The organism is Desulfitispora alkaliphila, assembly GCF_050433185.1.
GTDB lineage: Bacteria > Bacillota > Desulfitisporia > Desulfitisporales > Desulfitisporaceae > Desulfitispora > Desulfitispora alkaliphila.
Genome location: NZ_JBNPXS010000004.1, coordinates 80,928 through 103,692, shown reverse-complemented (window position 1 = coordinate 103,692; position 22,765 = coordinate 80,928). Strand labels below are relative to the sequence as shown.

The 22,765-nt window shown below is 44.8% G+C and carries 18 protein-coding genes; 17 read left to right on the top strand and 1 reads right to left on the bottom strand.

The genetic code is table 11. The features are described from left to right. Positions 1-48 precede the first annotated feature (48 nt). The 6 genes from GGQ84_RS02870 (at position 49) to GGQ84_RS02845 (ending at position 6,756) form a co-directional block, all read left to right on the top strand. On the top strand, positions 49-186 hold the full coding sequence (locus tag GGQ84_RS02870; RefSeq protein WP_429158887.1) for a hypothetical protein: 138 nt from the start codon (positions 49-51) through the stop codon (positions 184-186). 96 nt (positions 187-282) lie between these two features. Beyond that, positions 283-1,482: an HD-GYP domain-containing protein gene (locus tag GGQ84_RS02865; RefSeq protein ID WP_429158885.1), complete on the top strand. Its 1,200-nt coding sequence runs from the start codon at positions 283-285 to the stop codon at positions 1,480-1,482. Positions 1,483-1,550: 68 nt separating this feature from the next. Continuing rightward, positions 1,551-3,437 (top strand): glycoside hydrolase family 125 protein, encoded by a 1,887-nt coding sequence (locus tag GGQ84_RS02860; RefSeq protein WP_429158882.1) that lies wholly within the window; start codon positions 1,551-1,553, stop codon positions 3,435-3,437. After that, positions 3,434-4,258 carry a nitrilase-related carbon-nitrogen hydrolase gene (locus GGQ84_RS02855; protein WP_429158879.1) on the top strand — a complete coding sequence of 275 codons (825 nt, stop codon included), beginning with the start codon at positions 3,434-3,436 and terminating at the stop codon, positions 4,256-4,258. The genes GGQ84_RS02860 and GGQ84_RS02855 overlap by 4 nt, the downstream gene beginning before the upstream one ends. Then, on the top strand, positions 4,255-5,316 hold the full coding sequence (locus GGQ84_RS02850) for a nitrilase-related carbon-nitrogen hydrolase (protein ID WP_429158876.1): 1,062 nt from the start codon (positions 4,255-4,257) through the stop codon (positions 5,314-5,316). Before GGQ84_RS02855 ends, GGQ84_RS02850 begins: the two co-directional genes overlap by 4 nt. Before the next feature lie 24 nt (positions 5,317-5,340). After that, entirely contained in the window at positions 5,341-6,756 is a 1,416-nt protein-coding gene (locus GGQ84_RS02845) for a phosphoglucomutase/phosphomannomutase family protein (RefSeq protein WP_429158874.1), read from the top strand. A 106-nt stretch (positions 6,757-6,862) separates the two neighbouring features. On the opposite strand, the gene GGQ84_RS02840 is transcribed toward GGQ84_RS02845, so the two are convergent. Beyond that, positions 6,863-7,021 carry a hypothetical protein gene (locus GGQ84_RS02840; protein WP_429158872.1) on the bottom strand — a complete coding sequence of 53 codons (159 nt, stop codon included), beginning with the start codon at positions 7,019-7,021 and terminating at the stop codon, positions 6,863-6,865. A gap of 153 nt (positions 7,022-7,174) precedes the next feature. Between GGQ84_RS02840 and GGQ84_RS02835 the strand changes: the two genes are divergently transcribed. The 11 genes from GGQ84_RS02835 to GGQ84_RS02785 all read left to right on the top strand — a co-directional run bounded on the left by GGQ84_RS02835 (position 7,175) and on the right by GGQ84_RS02785 (position 22,754). Further along, a complete protein-coding gene (locus GGQ84_RS02835) occupies positions 7,175-8,353 on the top strand; it encodes a sensor histidine kinase (protein WP_429158870.1) in 1,179 nt (392 codons plus the stop codon). Then, positions 8,340-8,993, top strand: a complete 654-nt coding sequence (locus GGQ84_RS02830) for a response regulator (protein WP_429158868.1) — start codon at positions 8,340-8,342, stop codon at positions 8,991-8,993. The genes GGQ84_RS02835 and GGQ84_RS02830 overlap by 14 nt, the downstream gene beginning before the upstream one ends. A gap of 68 nt (positions 8,994-9,061) precedes the next feature. Further along, positions 9,062-9,472: a glycosyltransferase family 2 protein gene (locus GGQ84_RS02825; protein ID WP_429158865.1), complete on the top strand. Its 411-nt coding sequence runs from the start codon at positions 9,062-9,064 to the stop codon at positions 9,470-9,472. Between the two features lie 33 nt (positions 9,473-9,505). Then, on the top strand, positions 9,506-10,561 hold the full coding sequence (locus tag GGQ84_RS02820; RefSeq protein ID WP_429158862.1) for an HD-GYP domain-containing protein: 1,056 nt from the start codon (positions 9,506-9,508) through the stop codon (positions 10,559-10,561). 159 nt (positions 10,562-10,720) lie between these two features. Then, complete coding sequence (locus GGQ84_RS02815) at positions 10,721-12,652, top strand: flagellar assembly protein A (protein ID WP_429158859.1); 1,932 nt, start codon at positions 10,721-10,723, stop codon at positions 12,650-12,652. Positions 12,653-12,822: 170 nt separating this feature from the next. Beyond that, positions 12,823-14,691 (top strand): 1,4-alpha-glucan branching protein GlgB, encoded by a 1,869-nt coding sequence (gene glgB / locus GGQ84_RS02810; protein ID WP_429158929.1) that lies wholly within the window; start codon positions 12,823-12,825, stop codon positions 14,689-14,691. Then, positions 14,688-15,842, top strand: coding sequence for a glucose-1-phosphate adenylyltransferase (locus GGQ84_RS02805; RefSeq protein WP_429158856.1), 1,155 nt, complete (start codon positions 14,688-14,690; stop codon positions 15,840-15,842). The genes glgB and GGQ84_RS02805 overlap by 4 nt, the downstream gene beginning before the upstream one ends. Next, positions 15,839-16,951 carry a glucose-1-phosphate adenylyltransferase subunit GlgD gene (glgD, locus tag GGQ84_RS02800; RefSeq protein ID WP_429158853.1) on the top strand — a complete coding sequence of 371 codons (1,113 nt, stop codon included), beginning with the start codon at positions 15,839-15,841 and terminating at the stop codon, positions 16,949-16,951. The genes GGQ84_RS02805 and glgD overlap by 4 nt, the downstream gene beginning before the upstream one ends. Positions 16,952-16,970: 19 nt before the next feature. Then, positions 16,971-18,428, top strand: coding sequence for a glycogen synthase GlgA (gene glgA / locus GGQ84_RS02795; protein ID WP_429158851.1), 1,458 nt, complete (start codon positions 16,971-16,973; stop codon positions 18,426-18,428). Beyond that, positions 18,421-20,859, top strand: coding sequence for a glycogen/starch/alpha-glucan phosphorylase (locus GGQ84_RS02790; protein WP_429158848.1), 2,439 nt, complete (start codon positions 18,421-18,423; stop codon positions 20,857-20,859). The genes glgA and GGQ84_RS02790 overlap by 8 nt, the downstream gene beginning before the upstream one ends. A gap of 5 nt (positions 20,860-20,864) precedes the next feature. Beyond that, the gene (locus tag GGQ84_RS02785) at positions 20,865-22,754 is read left to right on the top strand and encodes a glycoside hydrolase family 13 protein (protein WP_429158845.1); all 1,890 of its coding nucleotides are present in this window, start codon (positions 20,865-20,867) and stop codon (positions 22,752-22,754) included. The last annotated feature ends 11 nt before the right edge of the window (positions 22,755-22,765 follow it).

Genomic DNA, 22,765 nt, shown 5'->3' with positions numbered 1-22,765 from the left:
GGACATACTTGTAATGAGACTAGTGACAGCACTGAAAGAGGTGGAAGTGTGAAAGAAAAAATTGTACTAAAGCGAACTCAGGGACGGGAAGGGTTGTTTGACCTATTCTATCAGGCTACTCAGAAAATGATGGAGGAAAGCGAAAAGAGCGAAGATAAAACTGAAGAGACTAAGATTTTGCACTAGCCTTTGGCAATAGCCAAGGGCTTTTTTTTGCCCAATAAAGGAAGATTGAACCAACTGGAGAAATATGAAGTAATAGTAAATTGGGAGGGTAATTTTATGAGAAACAAAGGCAAGTTAGTGGGTGAATTAATAACAGCAATTTCATTAGCTTTAGACTTGGAAGAAGATGTGAAGCTTTATCACGCATGGCGTGTAGGAGTCCTGGGGCAGGCCATGGCAGAGCTGGTAAAACCTGAGTTGAAGGTGCCCATCTTTTACGCTGGACTTCTTCACGATGTGGGAGCCATCGGGCTAGATGACCATGTAGTTCACTATCCCACAAAAGAAGAACAGCTTGTGATACCCCAAATTGTGGGGCACTGTCACAAGGGAGCATCTATTGTTGGTGCATTACCTGGACTAGAGGAAGCAAAAGAAATGATTCTAGATCATCACGAGTGGTACGATGGTTCGGGCTACCCTGTGGGGAAAAAGGGAGATGAAATTTGTTTAGGTGGACAGATACTGCGTTTAGCTGACTCCTTTGATCTATGGGTCAGGTATAACCCTAACGCTACTAAAACAGAAATTTTGGCTAAAGCTCAAAAGGGAATTGGCACTGAGTACTCAAGAGAAATCTATGACCTTTTTGCAGAAACCATTGCCAGGGGGACTTTTTTTCACAAGTTGACGCGAGAAAATAGCTTGGTCTTTCATGTAAGCCAGATAAGGGAGCAAATGGAGCTGGAAATAGAGGCTAGTAGCTTTACCTTGGATAACACTTTAAAAGTCTTTGCTCGAGTGATTGATACCAAACACAGCTACACTAAGGGTCATTCGGAAAGGGTCGCCAGCTATGCCAGTGATTTAGCCAAAACCATGGGTTTTAATGAGGAAACAGTTATTTTGGCTAGGCATGCTGGTTTATTGCACGATGTGGGGAAGCTTGCAGTTCCCAGAAAAACACTGGATAAGCCAGGTAGACTTGAACCTCAGGAGTTACAAATAATAAAAATACATCCCCTATTTACAATGGAAATTTTGGAGTATGTAGGTGAGTTGGCTCATTTTGCACCCATATCCGGAGCTCATCATGAGCGGGTTGATGGGCTGGGATATCCCGATGGGCTAAAGGGATATGAAATACCTTTACTGGGGCGAATAATGGCAGTGGCAGATGCCTTTGATGCTATGACCACCAATCGTCCTTATCAGAGGACCAGAAGTTTTAGTGACGGCTTAGAAATTCTTAAAGAGAATGCAGGCACTCAATTTGATAGTCAGGTAGTGGAAGCGGCCATTGCTACCTTCGATTAAGCGCATTTTTTACCCACCACTAGCTTATAATAGTAGAGACGTTTACCGCTGTAAAAGGAGGGGTTGTCATGGGTCAGGAAGTGATGACAGTGCCGGAGCCGATTGAGCAGGTTAAATATAGACTTACGGGCAATCAGTGGATTGCCATTCCCGAGATACAAGAGGATGGGACAATACTCAGTATTAATTGCGCCCATTTGCGGGGCAATGGTTTGTTGGAATTTAACGGTGGAGCAGAGCCCTTTTTAAAGCCCAGGTTTTTAGTAGAGGGAAAAGATATTACAGAGCAAAATAAATTAAGCTGGTATATGTGTGAGCACTGGATTCCTGCCTTCCAGGGAGAAGATCAGGGAGGCCAGGTGCGCTACGGGGGTACTATCCTAACTCCCCAGAACGAAAAGGGATTTGTATACAGGCTATGGTGTCGCAACCAGGGGAACAAAGAGTTAAAGCTGGGTGCCCAAATAGAGGGGTACTGGGCGGAGACAAACCAAATAGTCTTTGAAAGTCATCCCTTAAATGCTGTCAACAGGGTCTTATGGAAAGATTGGACCAACACATTGGTGCTTGAAACTCGACCTGACACGGGGTGGATGGCTTTGGGCATTTTAGTGGATCACGAGACCAATGTGCGCAAATGGCAGGAGGGAGTATCTGAAAAGGGGCATAGTTTTGTCCTAGGAAAAGAAATGGGTATTAAGCCAGGTGAAGAGCTGATCTTTGACTTCATTGTAGGTGTCAACAGTGAGGCAGATGGAGCGGCAGTGGCAGCCGTTCATATAGCTCGACGGGGTTTTGGCTGGCTAAAGGACTCAACTGAATCTTGGCTCAGAAGCAGGAGCTTGAAAGTAGACAACAGCAAACTAAAGGGTGGAACCAAGGCCACTTTAGAGCCAGTCCTCAATCGGAATTTATTCTTTAACTACTTTTATACCACTGCTCGGACATTAGACAGTGGCCATATAGTACTTCTGACCTCTAGAAGCAAGCGCTATTATGTGAGTGGTGCTTATTGGGCTAGAGATGCTTTTTTGTGGAGCTTTCCCGCTATTCTATTAGTAGATCAAGAGTGGTCGAGACAGGTGCTAGAAACTGGTTTCACTCGCTACGGTGAAAATGGTCCTTTTCACAGCTGTTACCTGAACGGTCAGGTGCTGTACCCGGGTTTTGAATTGGATCAATTAGCCGCCTATTTTATTGCTCTCAATCAGTACATTGAGGCCTACGGAGACTTGGATTTGACTGAAGACTGGGTGGTAAAGGGGGCAGAAGCCCTAGAAAAAATACTGTGGCAGCATCATAACCACGAGCTCTACCTCTTCTCCACCTTTTTGGACCCATCGGACGATCAGGTGAAACACCCTTACCTTACCTATAGCAATGTGTTGGTGTGGAAGGCCCTTTCGGTGCTACAAAAAATATATAAGGCCAACAATAATACAGTTAAGGTGCGCCATCTAGACGGGGTGGATCGCCTTCTGAAAAAGGCAATTCAACAGCACTGTGTGATAAAAGGACCTGGGGGGCAAATGTACGCATGGGCTGTCAATGGGAAGGGAGATTATCAAATTTACGATAACCCGCCTGGAAGCCTTTTGCTACTACCTTATTACGGCTTTTGCTCACCAAAGGATAAAGTATACAAGAATACTCTGGATTGGATTTACTCAAAGGATAACCAGTATAGCTATTGGGAAGGCTCGTTTCCAGGACTGGGAGGAATCCACGCTCCCTATCCCTGGGTTATGAGCCACTGCAATGGTTTATTAGCTGGGAAAATAAAAGAGGGACTTGAATTTTTTTCCCGGGCAGAAATGGATGGGGGCTATGCCTGTGAAACAGTGGACGGAGAAAAGGGGATTGTCAAAACGGGAGGGCACATGGCCTCCTGTGCTGGGTTTGTAGCTTATAGTATTTACAGCGCTGTGGGACAAAAAGCGGGGGGAAATAGATGAATATAAGATTTTGGCTAGGAAGATATGAGGGAGTAGCAAAATCAGAGGACTTACTAAAAACCATAGCTAGGCGGATTCATGCAGTAGGAGCCGGGGGTGACACCAGTTGCCCCCAGCTATTAGTGTTGCCCTCCACTAGCATAAAATTATCTCAACCAGAGGCGGACAAACTCATAGCAGAAATAAGTGAGATGGCAGCCCAAGCATCCCTTTACATAGTACCGGGGAGCCTTTTAGTAAAGGAGAAGTCAGGGGAGATAAAGCGGCAGTCGGTCATGATTTCGCCTCAAGGGCAAGTTGTACTTTTAGCCACGCAAACTCACCTGCAACCAGAAGAGCGAGAGTTGGGGCTGCAGCAAGGCACTGACATCAGCATTGGGGAAACTGAGTTTGGGAAGGTGGCAATTTTGCTCCACACCGATATATTTATCCCAGAGCTGTGGCGCATATATGCCCTGAAGGGAGTCAAGCTAATGGTGTGCTTATCCGCTGTGCAAAAACCCTACACACATTGGAAACAGTTATCCGGGGCCTGGCAAAATGTTCAGCAGAATCAGGTTTTTGCTCTAGAGTCAGCTTTAGGAGGAGAGCATTTTGAGAAAGCCTATGAGGGCAAGGTGGAAGCTTATGGTCCCTGTGAAATCACACCAGGGGAGGAGGGATTTTTAGAGCAGGAATCAGCTGCTGAGAATTTGGCCACAGGGAAGGTGCAGCTAGGGGAGTTAGAGCAGGTTAGAGCTCAATACCCTCTGCTACAACAGTTAAACGCTCCACTGTACAATCAGTGGTTGCCCCGAATATATAGGGGGGATTTCAGTTGAAGCTTACAGAAAAGGCCCTGCTTCAGTGGCTAAAGTGGCGCAGTAGACCCAGGGCCATTGAAAAGCAAGTAAAGCAATTAGCTAGGAAAGACAGAATAACCCCTGTAATAAAAAAGAGGGATGAAATAGCTACTGATAGGGTTACAGTGGCGGCCATACAAAGTGAACTGATTTTGACTAAAACCTCTGCTCTTTATGTGGAAGAGATGTACAGGCTTACTAAAGATGCTGTAGCTAAAGGTGCTCAGTTGGTGGTATTTCCTGAGGACAATGCTACACAGCTATTGGGTTTGCTTCCGGGAATAGATAAAATGGCTCAAGGTGATATGAGCTCGGCTCTAGAAAAAGTGGGAGGACCTGAGGTTAAGATTGGTCATGTTTTCTCCTATTTGAGCCCAGTGACTGAGCAGGTAGTGAGCAGTACATTCTCAGCTCTAGCCCAGCAATTTGGAGTCTACATTATGACAGGCAGTGCCATTGTGGCAGAAGGGGAGCGAGTGGTCAACAATGCCTATCTTTACGGGCCCGATGGTAGTCTAATAGGCAGTCAAACCAAAGCACACCTGCTCCCCTTAGAGCGTGAGTGGGGCATAGAGTGCGGCTGTGAGCTCAAGGTCTATCAGACTCCCTTGGGCGGAGTGGCTTTTCCAATCTGCATGGATGCAACATACTTTGAGACTTTCCGCATTTTGTGGGCTCAAGGGGCAGAATTGGTGCTTCTTCCTACAGCTAATCCTGATGAGTACAATTACCACAAGGCCATGCGCGGGATTTGGCCTCGGGTGCAGGAGACTCCAGTTTATGGCGTTCAGAGCTGCTTGGTGGGGAACATATTCGGCCTAACCTTGACGGGGAGAGCGGGGATTTTTGCCCCTATGGAACTAACTGAAGGGGGCGATGGCATTTTGGCAATGGCTACAAGCCATCACCGGGAAGAAATTGTGGTAAGTACTATAAATATGGATAAGCTCCGAGAATTCAGGAAAAAATATGCTAGAGTCTTTAACAGTCAGTTATATGATAAATACTTTCCGCATATCTACAGTGAGAGGCAATAATTTTATTAGAGAGGGGAGATTTTTTTGACGATCAAATTTGGAACAGATGGATGGCGGGCTATAATGGCTCAGGACTTTACCTTTGGCAATGTGGAAATTGTAGTGCAAGCAGTGGCAAACTATCTCATTGCAGAGGGTTTGAAAGATAAAGAAATAGTGGTGGGATATGATAATAGATTTCTTTCACCGGAGTTTGCTCAGCGAGCGGTGGAGGTTCTAGCGGGTAACGGCATCAAGACATTACTGGGGGCAAAAGCAATGCCTACGCCAGTGACCGCCTTTGCCATTGCGCACAATAAAGCGGGTGGTGCTCTGATGTTTACGGCTAGCCACAATCCCTCAATGTATAATGGGATTAAGTTTATCCCCCATTATGCTGGGCCAGCTCTACCTGAGGTAACTGATAAAATTGAAAAGCAGGTAAGTGCGGTGACCGAAAAGAGAGAGATAAACGGATTGGACTATGATGAAGCCGTAGCTAAGGTCATGGTCACTGAAATAGACCCAAAGGCAGAATACTTTGCTCAGATAAAAACCCTGTTGGATATAGAGGTAATTTCTCAAGCTAAGCTAAAGCTTGCCATAGATCCCATGTACGGTGCAGGAGTGGGCTACATGGAGGAGTTAGCAGCAGATTTAGGCTGCGAAGTAGAAGCAATTAACTCCTATCGAGATCCCCTCTTCGGGGGAAAAATGCCTGAGCCCTCAGCTAAGGTGCTCACTGAGTTGACAAAAATGATGGAGACAGGAAAGTATGATCTGGGCTTGGCCCTAGACGGCGATGCGGATAGATTTGGCATCATTACTGCCAATGGGCGCTATGTAACTCCTAATCAGGTGATTTCACTTCTATATATCCACCTATTGAAGAAGGGAATAACTGGCTCGGTAACAAAAACCGTATCCACAACTCAATTGCTCAACCGAATTGCAGAGAGAAACGGATATGAAGCTCTTGAGACGCCAGTGGGCTTTAAGTACATCGGTCAGAATTTAATGGAGAAGGGTTGTGCAATCGGAGGCGAGGAAAGCGGTGGCCTGAGTATAAAAGGGCACGTTCCGGAAAAGGATGGAATTTTGGCCTGCCTCTTGATAGTGGAGTTAGTGGCCGCAACTGGCAAAGGTCTTGAACAGCTGATTGCAGAGATGGACAGTGAATTTGGGCTTTTGGTAAACAGACGTTTGGACATAGAGTGCAAACCCTCAGAAAAAGAACGAGTTCTGAAAAAACTGGAAAGTTGGCGCCCAGATACCATAGCGAGAAAACCAGTGGTTGAGGTAATTACAGTGGATGGTATCAAGTTTGTCTTAGAGGACGGAAGCTGGGTGCTAGTGAGAGCATCTGGAACTGAGCCCCTGTTCCGCATTTACGGCGAGACAGAGACAGTGGAAGATTTAGATACCCTACAAGATGCGGTTAAGTTAGAATTAGGCTTATAATCTATAAAAAGAAGAAAGCAAAGAAAGTAAAAAGGTAGAAGAAGAGCCCAACAGGCTTTCCTTCTACCTTCTTCTTTTTATACCATAGAAAAGTATAGTTGCGCCCCTACCTGAAGAAATAATCCTCTTCTTCCTTTGACATTTGGCCGTAGCATTCAACACACACTTCTCCTTTGGAGGTGGACACACTTTGGTTTACCTGTAGGCCTATATCAGTGGATAAGGGGAAATACTGTCCACACCTAATGCAATTGGCTTTACTCATCTCTCCACTCTCCTTTCCTAATTTACAAAGTATTCTGCAGGAATTATTGTGTGTATAATAGCAGGAAATATACTATTAGTTGTAGAAACTTTAAGCAAATTCCCAAGACTTATCATCCAATTGTGCTAGAATGTAGAAAGGGAACGTGATTATATGATTGATCAAAATATAAATGACCCTAAGCTCTTAGATAAAATTGTGAAGGATACCATAGAAAGTATAGAAAAGGGAAGACAGCAGATTTACGACATTGCTGAAAGCGCCCGCAGCGAGTACGAACGGGTGGCAAAAGAAGTGGAAAAGTTAAAAGCCAAAGTAATTGAAGCTATTGAGCAAGTGGAGCGCATGGATCGAGAAGAGCGCAGAGGACGAGTGGAGCTCATGGAAGTTAGCCGCAACTTTCGTAAATATGCAGAGGAAGATGTGCGCAGGGCATATGAGATGGCTAAGAATGCTCAAGTACAGCTATCTTTAGCCAGGGAAAGGGAAAACAACTTGCGGATTAAGCGAGATGAGCTGGAACTAAGTCTAAAAAACTTGGAGTATATGGTGGAAAAGGCAGAAGGGTTGATTTCGCAGATAGGGGTGGTACTTGAGTATCTTGGAAGTAACCTGCAAAAGATAAGCAACCAAATAGAGGGTGAACAGCAGCGGAAGAACTTTAGTATGAGCATTATTAGAGCTCAAGAAGAGGAGCGTAAGCGGGTAGCTCGGGAAATTCACGACGGTCCGGCTCAGGATTTGGCCAACATAGTCATTCGGGCAGAAATGTGCGAGAAGCTGTTGCAGATAAAACCTCATGAGGTGGAAGGAGAGCTCAAGGAGTTGAAGTGGATGGTGCGAGAAAGCTTGAAGGATTTGCGTAAAGTGATATTTGATCTGAGACCAATGGCACTAGACGACTTGGGGATAATCCCCACTTTGAGGCGATACATATCAGAGTTTGAAACCAGGGAAAACATGATTGTCCACATGGCCTTTCACGGAGAAGAACGGCGCTTTAATTCTGCTATAGAAGTTACTGCCTTTCGCGTAATCCAAGAGGCACTAAACAATGTTAAGAAACACGCTAAGGCAGATAGGGCCAAGCTTAGGCTAGAGATTACAGAAGAGGTTCTAAACATTAGTATTGTAGACAATGGCAAAGGATTTTCTGTGGAAGAGGCAATGGACGGGGGCGGAAGAAGTCGCTTTGGCTTGATAAGCATGAAGGAGAGATTAGACTTACTGGAGGGTCGATTTGAAATAAAATCAGAGCCAGGTAAGGGAGCTGAAATAAGAGCATCTATCCCACTAAAAGACGAGCAGGTGATGACAAGTGAAAAAGATTAGAGTAGTGATAGTAGATGACCACATTTTGATACGGCAGGGATTACGAAAAATTCTAGAGTTAGATCCAGTAATTCAGGTTATAGATGAAGCAGGCGATGGCCAAGGTGCAATCAATGTTGCTAGAGACACAGATTGCGAAGTAATGTTAATGGATATTAATATGCCAGGCATAAATGGAATAGAGGCCACAAAGGTGATAAAAAGAGAGTGTCCCCAAGTAAAGATTGTAGCCTTAACTGTGCATGATGACGAGGAATATATATCGGAGCTAATTAAGGCTGGAGTATCCGGATATTTGCTCAAGGATATAAACCCTGACAAGTTAATTGATACTATCAAAAAGGTGGTAAAAGGGGAATCTGTAATCCACCCATCCATTACCTCTAAGTTGCTACTTGAGTTTAACCGCATGGCTGAGATAAAAGAGGAAAAGAACAAGTTTGAGGATTTGACCAAAAGGGAGATTCAGGTGCTCCGCTTAATCGCTCAGGGACAAACTAATAAGCAGATTGGAAAAGATCTGTATATTAGCGAAAAGACTGTAAAAAACCACATCACTAGTATTTTTAGGAAGCTACAGGTGGATGATAGAACCCAGGCTGCTCTCTGCGCAATTAAGGCAAAGCTGGTTCAAATTTAATTCATTTTAACCATTAGACTTAGGGCCACATATACTGTTACAAATCCCTAGAGAGGGCGGTGACAGTAGTGGATTTAAGTCTTACAATTGCATTAGTTTTAATAGCAGCATTGAGCTGCTGGATTATTGCAATGGTTTGGAAGGCTATTGTAAAGGAAAAGCAAGCCAAAAAAAATATGAAGGTTGTAATTAAAGCGAAAAACTGTGAAGAGACAGTAGAGGGACTGCTATTTTACTTAAGTCAGCTCTTTCAGCGGCTAGATGGCAAAGGAGAGGCTATTGTAATTTTGAGTGAATCCCAAGATAATAGTAGAGAAATTTTAATGCGCCTCTGCAGAAGGTATAACTGGCTAAGTCTGTTGATAGTAGATGATGAAGAGGTCAGTGTTGTTCAGGGCAAACCAGTGGTGACTTTATATTTAGATAGGGGCACTAATTTAGCTGCGCTGATGGATAAAATTGAAAGCGAACTCAAATAAAATGAAGGGAGTAGATATATGCGTCCTGTATCGGTGGACAAGATAGAACCAGGAGTAGTTTTGGCGAGGCCCATCTACAACGATGAAGGAAAAATTCTTTTGGCAAAAGGAACTACTTTAAAAGAAAGCTATATTGAAAAGCTCAAGGGCATGAAACTCTCCTTCTTATATGTGGAAGACCCTTATGTGGGAGAGTTAGACGTAGAAGATGTAGTTAGCGACCAGACCAGAATTAATGCAACTAACATTACTAAAAAAGTGATGGACACAGTTATTCAAGGGGGAAAGTTCGAGCTAAAGCCTGTGCAGGGAATAGTGGATAATATATTGGACGAAGTGTTAGCAGCTTCGGGCTTAATTAACTTAATCGATATAAGAACCAATGATACCTATGTCTTTGCCCACTCAGTTAACGTAGCTGTATTGGCTCTTATGTGTGGTAAGGGGATGGGCCTGAACCAGCTTGAGTTGAAGCATTTGGGAATAGGGGCTCTACTCCACGATGTGGGCATGAGTAAGGTAGATCAGAACATTCTAATGAAAAAGGACACCCTTGATGAAGCTGAGCGAAAGAAGGTGGAAGAACACTGCAAGTTGGGTTTTGATGTGCTAAAGCAATACCCAGAGATAAATCTACTGGCATCCCACTGCGCTCTACAGCACCACGAAAAATGGGATGGCACTGGTTACCCTAGAGGCCTACAGGAGAATAAGATTCACCTTTTTGCTCAAATAACTTCAATAGCTGATGTGTTTGACGCTCTTACCAGTGACAGGCCTCACAGGAAACGGTTTCAAACCTATGAAGCGGTGGAATACCTGCAGGCCAATGGGGGGAGGCTTTTTAATCCGGAGTTGGTGGAAAAGTTTTTACAGAACATTGCAGTTTATCCCATTGGCAGCTTAGTAAAGCTCAATACGGGACCTAAGGCAGTGGTGGTTGATGTAAACAAGTCATTTCCCACTAGGCCTATAGTGAAGTTAATAACCGATAAGACAGGTGGACTTCTGCGTCGTTTTGATGAGATAGATTTGGTCAAGCACAATAATGTTTTTATTCAGGAGGTACTGGATCAAGCTATTTTATAGGACCTTTGGCCTAATTTAACATAAACTCCTTGACTAGGGATAATTTTGCCAATATACTTAAATTAAATAAATAATATTATCATTTAGCTACCGAGAACCCTATCTCTAAATACCAGAGATAGGTTTTTTTACAAATGAAAACCGATGGGAGGAACGCCTATGACCCAGTCACAGCGATATACTGACACATCGCTAGAAAAGGTTCTACATAAAGCAACTGAAGAGTTAAAAGTTCCCAAAGAGCAGCTTGAGTACAAAGTAGTCGAAGATAAAAAGGGCTTAATGGGACTGGGTAATAAAATTACAGCAGAGGTCTGGGTCAAAGAAATCACAATTGCCGGCTCAGCTGCAATTCGAGATGGAAAGCTAATAATTAGTCCGCCGGGACCAGGGGGGCTAAAGGCTAGAATTAAGCCTGGAGCAAAGATGCAAGTTCACCTAAATGGTGAAGAAATTACAGGGGTTGTTGAAGTGAGTCCAGAGGATGATATCCAAATTGAGTTACAGCATCAGGAGCCCCAGACTGATTTTGAAATTGTATTATCTGAGGATAAGATGGAAGCCTTGCTCAAAGTGAAAAAGACAAATGGTTTTGAATACAAACTAGAGGACTGTGAGCCCAAAGAAATATTGGAAATTAAAGCTGTACTTGCCCAGGAAATAGAACCTGGTTACCTGCCTATTGAGGAGGTTGTACAGGAGTTACAGCGTAAGAAAATAGTCTATGGTGTAGATGCTATGGCTATAAATGAAGCCCTAGGGACTAAAGGGTCAAAGGAATTTGTAATAGCTAAGGGAAAAAAGGGAAAGTACCCTGTAGATGAGACTGTTGAATATCACTTTGCAATGGAATGTGAGCATTGCATTCAAGATGAGAATGCTAGGGTTGACCATCGGGAGCGAACGAAAATACCCACTGTGACTCCAGGGGATCTATTAGCCACTAAAACTCCTCCTAAGTTGGGGGAAGAGGGAATGGATGTGACGGGAAAAGTTTGGACTCCACCTATGCCAAAAACCGTAGATTTAAAGCCAGGTAAAGGTGTACAGCTTCAGGATGGGGGTATCAAAGCGGTAGCCACTATTGACGGAAAGCCTGAGCTAAAGGGAAAGATGCTCACTGTAGTACCAATTTACCAGGTAGGATCAGTTGACCTGGACAGTGGAAATATAACTTTTAATGGTACAGTAATAGTGCAACGGAATGTGGAAGAGGGAATGAAGGTAACTGCTAAAGATGGCGTAGAAGTAAATGGAAGTGTAAACAACGCCACGGTTATGGCTGGGAGCAGTGTTGTTATTAATAAAAATGTCTTTGCCAGTAAAGTGTCGGTGGGAGGGGAAACGGTAATTTATCAGAGTATCCACCAGCACATTAAAGACTTACCTGTAATCTTTTCTCAGATGCAGCAAAAGGCAAAAATAGCCCGGGAAGCGCTACTGAAGAAAAAAGGGGAGGATGTGAGCGAAGGCTACATTATTGTGCTCATGTTAGAAAAGATGTATCCCCAAGTGCAAAAGAGTGTATTAAGTCTTCAGAAGACTTTAGAAAGCGAAAGTTATCAGATAGAAGAACAGGTGGAAAAAGTGGTGGAAATACTGAAGCAAAGTTTACTGGGCCTAGGGCCTAGCAAACTGAACTTTGCAACCTTGCGCAAAATAGGAAAGACAGTTGATCAGGCTCTTTTCATCCTAGAGGAGCTGAGGGCCAATACTTCCGATATTACAGCTAGTTACGTTCAAAACAGTGTGATTAAAGCCAGTGGTAATGTATTTATAACTGGCAAGGGGTGTTATAACTCAAAGATTAACTCAGGTGGCCAAGTCACCTTTACTGGAAGGCCAGGGGTATTTCGGGGTGGAGAAATTTACGCCAATGGCGATGTGATCGTTGGGGAGATAGGTACACCCTCGGGAACTATGACTAGTATTACAGTTCCTAAGGATGCAAAAATAAAAGCCAACAAGATTTACCCCAACGTGGTAATAACAGTGGGCAAGTTTAGTGAAAAAATACAAAATTTCTATGGAAATTTTGAGGCTTGGGTCAGTGAACGAGGTCTTGAGACAGTTAAATTAAAGGAAAAGTGAGAACAAACCTGTACCGGTGTATAAGCTGGTACAGGTTTTTCTATATCTTTTTTTGTAAGGGAAGGAATAACAATGGAATAAATTGAATTATTTATGTAAAGTAACAGAAAAAGGTAAACGGAGGTGATGGTTTAGTGGAATTAAGAAATTTAGTACCTAATAATTATCAAATGTATCTTTTTCATAAAGGTGAGAACTTTCGCAGTTATGAAATGCTAGGTGCTCACATAGTTAATAGAGATGGGGAATTTGGCACCAGCTTTGCCCTGTGGGCACCCAATGCCCGAGCGGTCTCAATAGTAGGGGATTTCAACCAATGGCAACCGGAAGAGCACAAAATGGAAAGAGTTAACGGGGAGATTTGGCATATATTTATTCCCGACTTAGGAGAAGGAGAATTATACAAGTATCACATTGTCACTGCTACAGGTCAAGTAGTTTACAAAGCTGATCCCTATGGCTACTGGGCAGAGCTAAGGCCTAAAAGTGCTTCCCGCACGTATCAACTAGGTGAATACAAGTGGCAGGATCAAGAATGGCAGCGCCAGAAGCAGAGCTGGGATAGCTACAGTGCTCCTGTAAATATCTATGAAGTTCACCTGGGATCTTGGAAGCGAAATGACAGGGGAGAGTACCTTTCCTATAGGGAGTTAGCTGATGAGCTAATCCCCTATGTGGTGGAAATGGGATATACCCATGTGGAGCTACTGCCGGTGATGGAGCACCCCTTAGATGATTCCTGGGGCTATCAGGTGACAGGATACTTTGCGCCTACCAGCAGACATGGAACTCCTGGGGACTTTATGTACTTTGTAGATCAGTGCCATCAGGCGGGAATTGGCGTAATCTTGGATTGGGTTCCCAGTCACTTTTGCAAGGATGCTCATGGTTTAATCCAATTGGATGGTACCTATCTCTACGAGCCCGATGACCCTCTGCGACGGGATTCGGCCCAGTGGGGAACCAGAAACTTCGACTTTGGCAGAACCGAAGTGCGAAGCTTTCTAATTTCCAACGCCCTCTATTGGCTAGAGGTATTTCACTTAGACGGTTTGCGGGTGGATGCAGTGGCCAGTATGCTGTACCTGGATTACGGTAGAGAGGAAGGAGAGTGGAGGCCTAACCAGTATGGCGGTAGGGAAAATATTGATGCAATCCAGTTTCTCAAGCGCCTCAACGAAGCGGTTTTTGAAAACTGTCCCTGGGCCCTCGTGATTGCAGAGGAATCTACTGCCTGGCCCATGGTCAGCGGTCCCACCTATGCAGGGGGATTGGGTTTTAACTACAAGTGGAACATGGGTTGGATGAACGATATGCTTCAGTACATGGAAAAAGATCCGGTAAATCGCAAGTGGCATCACAACCTGATTACCTTTTCTTTCATGTATGCCTTCAGTGAAAACTTTGTTCTGCCCTTGTCCCACGATGAGGTAGTTCACGGAAAAAAATCCCTCTTAGATAAAATGCCCGGGGACTACTGGCAAAAATTTGCCAATCTGCGGGCACTTTATGGCTACATGATGGCACATCCAGGAAAGAAGCTCTTGTTTATGGGTGGAGAGCTGGGCCAATTTATTGAATGGCGCCACTATGAGGAGCTGCAGTGGCACCTTTTGGAATACCCCATGCATCAGAAGCTAAAGCAGTATGTGCGAGAACTGAATGAATTTTATCTCAGTGAAAACTCCCTGTGGGAGCAGGATTGCCACTGGGAGGGTTTTCAGTGGATTGATCCCAATGACTACAATCAAAGTGTAATTAGCTTTAGACGTAATGATAAGAGCAATAATGACTTTGTAGTTGTTCTCTGTAACTTTACTCCGGTAGTTCGCTGGGAGTACCGGATCGGCGTTCCCAAATTGGGGCGCTATAGAGAAGTTTTTAATAGCGATTGGAGCCAGTACGGCGGATCTGGTCAGCTAAGCGGAGCTGCAATTCAGGCGGAAGAGGAACCTTGGCATAATCAGCCCTATTCCATAGTGGTAAAGGCACCGCCGTTGGCTACAGTATACTTTAAATGTGAGGAGGAACGTGGTTGAAGAAGAATGAGTGTGTAGCAATGATATTGGCAGGAGGGCAGGGCAGTCGCTTGGGAGTGCTCACAAAAAAACAAGCCAAGCCGGCAATTCCCTATGGGGGGAAGTACAGGATTATAGACTTTACCCTGAGCAACTGTGCTAATTCGGAAATAGAAACTGTGGGGGTTTTAACCCAATACAATCCCTTTGTATTGCATTCGGCAATTGGAATTGGAGCGCCTTGGGACTTAGACAGGAAGGGAGGTGGCGTGTATATGTTACCACCCTACACGGGAGAGGGCAGTGCTGAGTGGTATCGGGGGACTGCTAACGCTATCTACCAAAACCTAGAGTTTATTGAGCAGTTTAATCCAGAGCGGGTGATAATTCTCTCAGGAGATCATATTTACAAAATGGATTACGCTGCCATGTTAGAGTATCACAAGAGCGTAGGCGCTGAGGTAACTATTGCAGTGCTAGAAGTCCCTTGGGAAGAGGCCAGTCGCTTTGGGGTAATGGTTACCGATGAAGAGAAGCGAATAACTGAATTTCAGGAAAAGCCAGAGGTACCCGATAGCAATTTGGCATCCATGGGAATATACATATTTGAGATAGAAGCTCTAAAGAAGCACCTGCAAGAAGACGAACAGAACCTCAAATCCAGCAACGATTTTGGCAAGGATGTAATTCCCAAGATGCTTAGAGAAGGGTCCAGATTATACGCGTATCCCTTTCAGGGATACTGGAAGGATGTGGGGACAATCCCCAGCCTATGGCAAGCCAACATGGATCTACTAGATGAAGAAAACGGTTTAGATTTACACGACCCTTACTGGAGAATTTACTCTAATAACATTGAACTTCCTCCGCACTTTATCAGTGAGGAAGCGGAAGTAAAAAATTCCTTGATAAACGAAGGCTGTCGCATCTTTGGGCAGGTAGACCACTCGGTAATGTTTACTGGTGTCACAGTGGGAGCTGGAACAGAGATAGTGGATTCCATTATTATGCCCAATGTGACCATAGGCAAGAACGTAAAAATATATCGGGCTATTATCGGCGAGGGAACAACTATTGAAGACGGATGCACTATCGGAAAATGGGGCGATAAAAGTGGAGAAATCGCAGTTGTAGGCAGTGAGGTCACTGTAGGGAAGGGGGAAGCGCTATGAAAAACAACACCATGGGTATCATCATGCTAACCGAGAGAGAGGAACAGCTATCGGAGCTCACCTATGATCGCACAGTGGGGGCAATTCCCTTTGGTGGCCGCTACCGATTGATAGATTTTGTCTTATCCAACATGGTCAACTCGGGCATTAGAAATGTAGGCGTATTTGCCCAGCATAAGTATCGATCTTTGATGGAGCACCTGCGCATGGGTAAGGATTGGGACTTACATCGCAAGCGAGACGGACTCTTTATTCTCCCTCCAAACTGCCCGGCCATTGGTGCCCAGTGCAAAGAAGAACTAAACTTGCTTGAGAGAAATTTGGACTATTTGCAACAGAGTCGCCAGGAGTATGTCCTGATGGCTAAAGGGAACGGGATTAACAATATGGACTACCATCCAATCCTGGCAGAGCACATTCGTTCAGGGGCCCATATAACGGCTGTGTATGCCCGCAAAACTTTAGATGAAAAAGAGGCTCCTCTGTATCACCAGTTAGAACTAGATAAGCAAGGCTATATTGAAGAGATAAAAGAGGGAACTCCTGGAGAAGAGCAAAATATGTCCTTAGAGGTTTATTTATTGAGAAAGAGTCTACTGTTGGACATTATTGCCCAATCCCAAAATGAAAAAGAGCGCAACTTTATAGAACAGGGAGTGCGCAAGAACTTAGGTAGACTCAAAAGTAGAGGGTATGAGTACAGGGGCTATGCAGAGATTGTGAACTCCTCTAGAAAATATTATCAGTGCAATCGGGATCTCCTCAACAGGGATATCTACAATGAGCTGTTCTTTGAGAAAAAGCCCATCTACACTAAGAAAAAAGATGAGGCTCCCACTAAATATACCCAAGGGGCTAGTGTTAACAATTCCATTATAGCTAGCGGGTGCATCATCAAGGGGCATGTGGAAAATAGCATTTTGTTTAGGGGAGTAGTGGTAGAAGAAGGAGCTAAGGTAGTAGATAGTATAGTATTTCCTAAGGTGACAATCCAAGGGGATAGTGTGGTGCAACAGGCAATTTTAGAAAAGGGAGCTACAGTAAATTCAGAAGCTAAAATCGGCACTGACCAGGGCTTAACCATGATTAAGCGAAACGCAGTAATTTAGGAAGGAAAGGTGATGATTAATGAAAGTACTACACTTGGCGGCGGAAGGAGCTCCCTTTGCCAAGACCGGTGGGTTGGGGGATGTGATAGCATCCCTGCCCAAGGCATTGGCCCAGAGGGGATTAGAGATTGCGGTGATGCTACCCAAGTATCATGAAATCCCCCAACAATACAAGGAGCAAATGGTAAAGCGAGGGGAGTTCACCGTTCCAGTGGGTTGGCGCAAGCAATATTGTGGTTTAGAAGTATTAGAGCACCAAGGGGTGACCTACTATTTCCTAGATAACGAATACTACTTTAAACGGGAGGGGCTTTACGGCCACTGGGATGACGGCGAGCGATACGCCTATTTTTGCCGGGCGGCACTGGAGGCTCTGCCCCACTTAGATGTAGCTCCTCAGATAATTCACTGCCATGATTGGCACGGGGCAATGGTTCCCCTATTGCTACAGGAGCACTACGGAGATAGTGAGCTATACAGTAGGATAAAGACTGTCTTTTCGATTCATAATTTAAAATATCAGGGGCTGTTTCCCACAGAGATTTTAGGTGACTTGCTGGACTTGAGCCATGAAAAATATTTCAACTGGGACGGAGTTGAATTTTGGAATCAAGTTAGCTTTATGAAGGCGGGTGTCCAATTTGCTGATATGATAACCACTGTGAGCACCACCTATTCTCAGGAGGTTCAGGAACCCTATTATGGCGAGCGCATGGATGGAATCCTGCAGGAGAAAAGTGCTGCGGAGAAGCTCAAGGGAATTGTAAACGGAATAGATTATGATGAATACAACCCCCAGTGGGATAAACATATATTTGTCAACTATACGGAAAAAAGCCTTACTAAAAAAAGCGAAAACAAGAGAAGGCTGCAGCAGTGCCTGGGTCTGGAGCAAAACTCCACAAAACCCATAATTGCAATAGTGTCTAGGCTGGTAGAGCAAAAGGGTATTGACCTGATTATGGCTGTATGGGATGAGGTTTTGGCTACTGGAGCCCAAGTAGTTATCTTGGGCTCAGGGGATGAAGATTATGAAAACTGGTTCAGGACTAAGGGTAGAGAAAATCCCCACTCAGTCTCGGTTACAATTAGCTACAATGATCAATTAGCTAGGCAAATTTATGCGGGGGCAGATGTATTCTTGATGCCATCCCGATTTGAGCCCTGTGGATTAGGCCAGCTAATTGCTTTGCGCTATGGCACTATTCCAGTGGTGAGAGCTACAGGTGGACTTAAGGATACAGTGGAGCCCTATGATGAAACAGGGGATTCCGGATGGGGGTTCACTTTTGCCAATTACAATGCCCATGAAATGCTCTTTGCCCTAGAAGAAGCCATTGCCGTATATGGCAAGAAGAGTGCTTGGACCAAGTTGAGAAGGCGGGCAATGAGCCAGGACTTTAGCTGGAATAACTCGGCTGGAGAATACTTGGAAGTGTATACCCAACTAATAAGCAAGGGGGAATCAAATGTTTGAAGATGCAAGGCAGTTCAAAGAGGCCTTTGTGGATAAATTGCAGACAATGCAGGGAGTAGCCTTAGAGCAAGCTACCAATTTGGATAAGTATATGGCCCTAGGTGGGGTCATTAGAGACTATATCTACAAGAATTGGGTGGAGACCAACAACCATTACCGAAAAAAGGAAAGTAAGCAAGTATATTATTTTTCCCTGGAATTTTTGCTGGGTAGGCAACTGCGTTCTAACTTGCTTAATGCTAATTTAAGCGTGGTAGAGGAAGCCCTGCAAGAGCTGAATATCGACCTTTCTAAGGTGGAAGAGATGGAGCCCGATGCAGGACTGGGTAATGGAGGATTAGGTCGACTAGCTGCCTGCTTTTTAGACTCCCTGGCCTCCCTGCAGTTGCCCGGACACGGCTGTGGGATCCGCTACAAATATGGTCACTTTGAACAAAAGATTGTAAACGGCTATCAAGTGGAGTTACCGGATAACTGGCTCAAGGAGGGCAATGTTTGGGAAGTTAGGCGGGGAGACAAAGCAGTTATGGTCAAGTTTGGCGGTCAGGTGCGATTAGAAGAAATTGATGGCAAGCTGGTGCCTATCCACGAAAACTATGACCCAGTGTTAGCTGTCCCCTATGATACTCCAGTGGTGGGATTTAAAAACAATACAATAAATACCCTGCGCCTGTGGAATGCGGAATCGGGGATTAAGGAGTTCGATTTCCCCTCTTTTAATCACGGAGACTACATGAAGGCAGTTCAATATAAATATGAGACAGAGGCCATTTCTCAAGTACTCTATCCCGATGACAGCCATCAAGAGGGTCAAGTTTTAAGGCTCAAGCAGGAGTACTTCCTGGTGTCAGCAGGTGTTCAGAGTATCCTGCGCTCCTATAAAAAGGGCAACAAGTCTATTAGGGAATTACCGGAGCAAGTGGTCATTCACCTAAACGACACCCATCCTGTCCTGGCTATTCCAGAGTTGATGAGGATTTTAATGGATGAAGAGGGCTTTGGTTGGGACGAAGCTTGGGAGATAACTCAAAACACCATGTCCTACACTAATCACACCACGTTGGCAGAAGCCCTGGAAAAGTGGCCTGTAGATATCTTTAAGGAACTGCTCCCAAGAATATATATGATAGTGGAAGAAATCAACAAGCGCTTTTGCCGAGAACTATGGGAGCGTTATCCAGGCCAATGGGATCGAATAGCTCAAATGGCCATTATTGCAGACGGCTTTGTGAAGATGGCTCACTTGGCCATAGTGGGCAGCTACAGTGTCAACGGAGTTGCTCGCATTCACACCGAAATTTTAAAGAAGCAAGAGATGAAAAACTTTTACAAATACTATCCCCAGAAATTTAACAACAAGACAAACGGGATTACTCATCGCAGATGGCTTCTCCAGGCAAACCCCAAGCTGGCAGATTTGATTACTAATAGCATTGGTACTAGCTGGATTAAGCATCCTGAGGATTTAAAGGAGCTACGGTTCTATGCTCAGGATGCCAGCTTTAAGGAAGAATTACAAAAAATCAAGCGAGAGAACAAGGAGCAGTTGGCACAGCTAATTCAGGAACAGAATCAAGTACAAGTGGAAGTTGATTCCATTTTTGACGTGCAAATTAAGCGACTTCACGCCTACAAAAGGCAACTCTTAAACGCACTGCATATTCTCCACCTGTATAACAAGCTGCGGGAAGCTCCCCAGATGGAGTTTGTCCCCAGGACCTTTATCTTTGGCGCTAAAGCAGCACCCAGCTACTATCATGCCAAGTGGGTTATCAAGTTGATTAACTCTATTGCGGATAAAGTTAACAATGATAAGAGCATTCAAGGGAAATTGAAGGTTGTATTTTTGGAAAATTACCGAGTTTCCCTGGCAGAAAAAATTATCCCCGCTGCCGATGTGAGCGAGCAGATTTCCACTGCCAGCAAAGAGGCTTCGGGAACTGGCAATATGAAGCTGATGATGAATGGAGCTATTACCATAGGTACCTTAGATGGAGCTAACATTGAAATTTTAGAACAGGTGGGATCTGAAAACATCTTTACCTTTGGTTTAACGGAACAGCAGGTTATAGAGTATTACGCCCATGGTGGCTATAACTCCTGGGAAATTTACCATCAGGATGAGCAAGTAAGGGCCATACTAGACCAACTGGTCAATGGCTTTCTGGGAGATGGGAGCAAAGAGTTTAAAACCATCTATAACTACCTCTTGCACAATAACGATGAATACTTCGTATTAAAGGACTTTGCCTCCTACGCTAATGCTCAACAGGAGTTAGAGCGGGCCTACAGAGACCAAAACCGCTGGCGGGAGATGAGTGCCATCAATATAGCTAATTCAGGCGGATTTTCCAGCGACAGAACTATTTCAGAATACGCCACGGGAATTTGGAAGGTAGAGCCCCTGGAGATTTTAGGTAGGAGCAGGTGAAGCCAGTGGAAAAAGTGGCTTATCATAACTCCCATGAGGAAAAGTTTAGAAATCCCTTTGGGGCAGTAACCTGTGGCACCAAAATCAGCTTAGGGTTAGAAGTAGACCATGAGCTTCCTGTAGAAAAGGTCCAGGTGCGCCTGTGGTTAGAGGGGGGAGAAGAGCTAGTGGATATGAAGCCCCTAGCGGACCGGGATGGCACTTATAGCCGGTTATTGTACCAGGCGGTTATTCAGGCCCCCTCTGAACCGGGACTACTGTGGTACTATTTCATCATCCACGGGAATCAGGAAACCATCTACTGGGGCAACAATGAACACCAGCTGGGAGGAGAGGGTCAGCTCTATAAGAGCCCACCTCTTTCCTATCAGATTACAGCTTACTTGCCTGGAACTCAGGTTCCCCGCTGGTTTACTCAAGGGATTATGTATCAGATTTTTGTAGACCGCTTTTATAATGGTTGTGAGGACGGCAGGGTGCTCAACCCCAAAAAGGACAGTCTAATCCACGCCCACTGGGACAACGACCCGGTGTACATCAGGGATAGTGAAGGGCGGGTGATCAATTGGGACTTTTTTGGAGGAAACCTCTTGGGAGTGCTAAAAAAACTACCCTACCTGTGCCAATTGGGAGTTAACATTATCTATTTGAACCCTATATTTGAGTCTCCTAGCAACCATAAATACGACACTGCCGACTACAAGCGGATTGACCCAATGTTTGGGGACGAAGAGATCTTGGAAACCCTGTGTAAAGTAGCGGAGGCAATGGGGATTAAAATTATCTTAGACGGAGTCTTTAGCCACACAGGTAGTGACAGTCGCTATTTTAACCGGGAGGGAAACTACCCAGAGTTAGGGGCCTATCAGTCTAAAGAGTCCCCCTACTACAACTGGTATCGGTTTCACCAGCATCCAGACCAATATGAGAGCTGGTGGGGGATTGACACCATGCCCAATGTGGAGGAGCTAGAGCCCTCCTACTTGGACTTTATCATTAGAGCTGAGGACAGCGTGGTCAAAAAGTGGATGGGCAAGGGTATCAGGGGCTGGCGCCTTGATGTGGTAGATGAACTGCCTGATGAATTTGTAAAGCTCCTGTATAACACTGCCAAGGAAGTTAATCCAGAGGCTGTGGTGATTGGAGAAGTGTGGGAGGACGCCTCCAACAAGGTGAGCTATGACCGGCAGCGTGAGTACCTGTGGGGAGAAGAGCTGGACTCGGTTATGAATTACCCTTTGCGAGGTAGCTTGATACAGTTTATGTTAGGTCATATTGACGCTTATCAATGCCACTGCCGATTGATGAGCTTAAAGGAGAACTATCCAGAGCCCTACTTTTACGCCACAATGAATATGCTGGGGACCCACGATGTACCCCGGATTCTCACTATAATGGCTGAAGGTGTTGGGTGTGAAGCCAAATGCAAAGCTGTGGAACGGGTAAAGCTGCTGACTATAATGCAGTTTACCCTGCCTGGAGTGCCCTGTATCTACTACGGAGACGAAGCGGGACTGGAGGGAGTAGATGATCCTGACTGCCGCAAGACCCACCCTTGGGAGAACGGGAACAAGGACCTCTACAACTGGTATGAGCAGTTAGCCCATATTAGGAGAGATTACCCTGTCTTTATTGATGGGGACTGGATTTCTTTACCCCTAAGTGCCCATATATATGGGTATATTAGGAGCGGTGTGGGCAACAATAATAAGGGAGAGACTGCCGTGGTGCTGATAAACAGAAGTGATGAGGAAGCTGTGGTTGATGCTAGCCAGTTGCCTTTGGGTACAGAAGCTAGCTTGAGAAATCTCATTTCTGGAACAGAATTAAACAGCACTCACTTGGCAGTGTTAAAGCTAAAACCCTTACAAGGGTTGATTCTCTACTCCAGTTAACGCGGAGGTGT

Excerpts from the sequence above, each read along its gene's own strand:
- GGQ84_RS02865 (WP_429158885.1), top strand. The coding sequence starts at position 283 with ATGAGAAACAAAGGCAAGTTAGTGGGTGAATTAATAACAGCAATTTCA.
- GGQ84_RS02860 (WP_429158882.1), top strand. The coding sequence starts at position 1,551 with ATGGGTCAGGAAGTGATGACAGTGCCGGAGCCGATTGAGCAGGTTAAA.
- GGQ84_RS02855 (WP_429158879.1), top strand. The coding sequence starts at position 3,434 with ATGAATATAAGATTTTGGCTAGGAAGATATGAGGGAGTAGCAAAATCA.
- GGQ84_RS02840 (WP_429158872.1), bottom strand. The coding sequence starts at position 7,021 with ATGAGTAAAGCCAATTGCATTAGGTGTGGACAGTATTTCCCCTTATCC.
- GGQ84_RS02835 (WP_429158870.1), top strand. The coding sequence starts at position 7,175 with ATGATTGATCAAAATATAAATGACCCTAAGCTCTTAGATAAAATTGTG.
- GGQ84_RS02815 (WP_429158859.1), top strand. The coding sequence starts at position 10,721 with ATGACCCAGTCACAGCGATATACTGACACATCGCTAGAAAAGGTTCTA.
- glgB (WP_429158929.1), top strand. The coding sequence starts at position 12,823 with ATGTATCTTTTTCATAAAGGTGAGAACTTTCGCAGTTATGAAATGCTA.
- glgD (WP_429158853.1), top strand. The coding sequence starts at position 15,839 with ATGAAAAACAACACCATGGGTATCATCATGCTAACCGAGAGAGAGGAA.
- glgA (WP_429158851.1), top strand. The coding sequence starts at position 16,971 with ATGAAAGTACTACACTTGGCGGCGGAAGGAGCTCCCTTTGCCAAGACC.
- GGQ84_RS02790 (WP_429158848.1), top strand. The coding sequence starts at position 18,421 with ATGTTTGAAGATGCAAGGCAGTTCAAAGAGGCCTTTGTGGATAAATTG.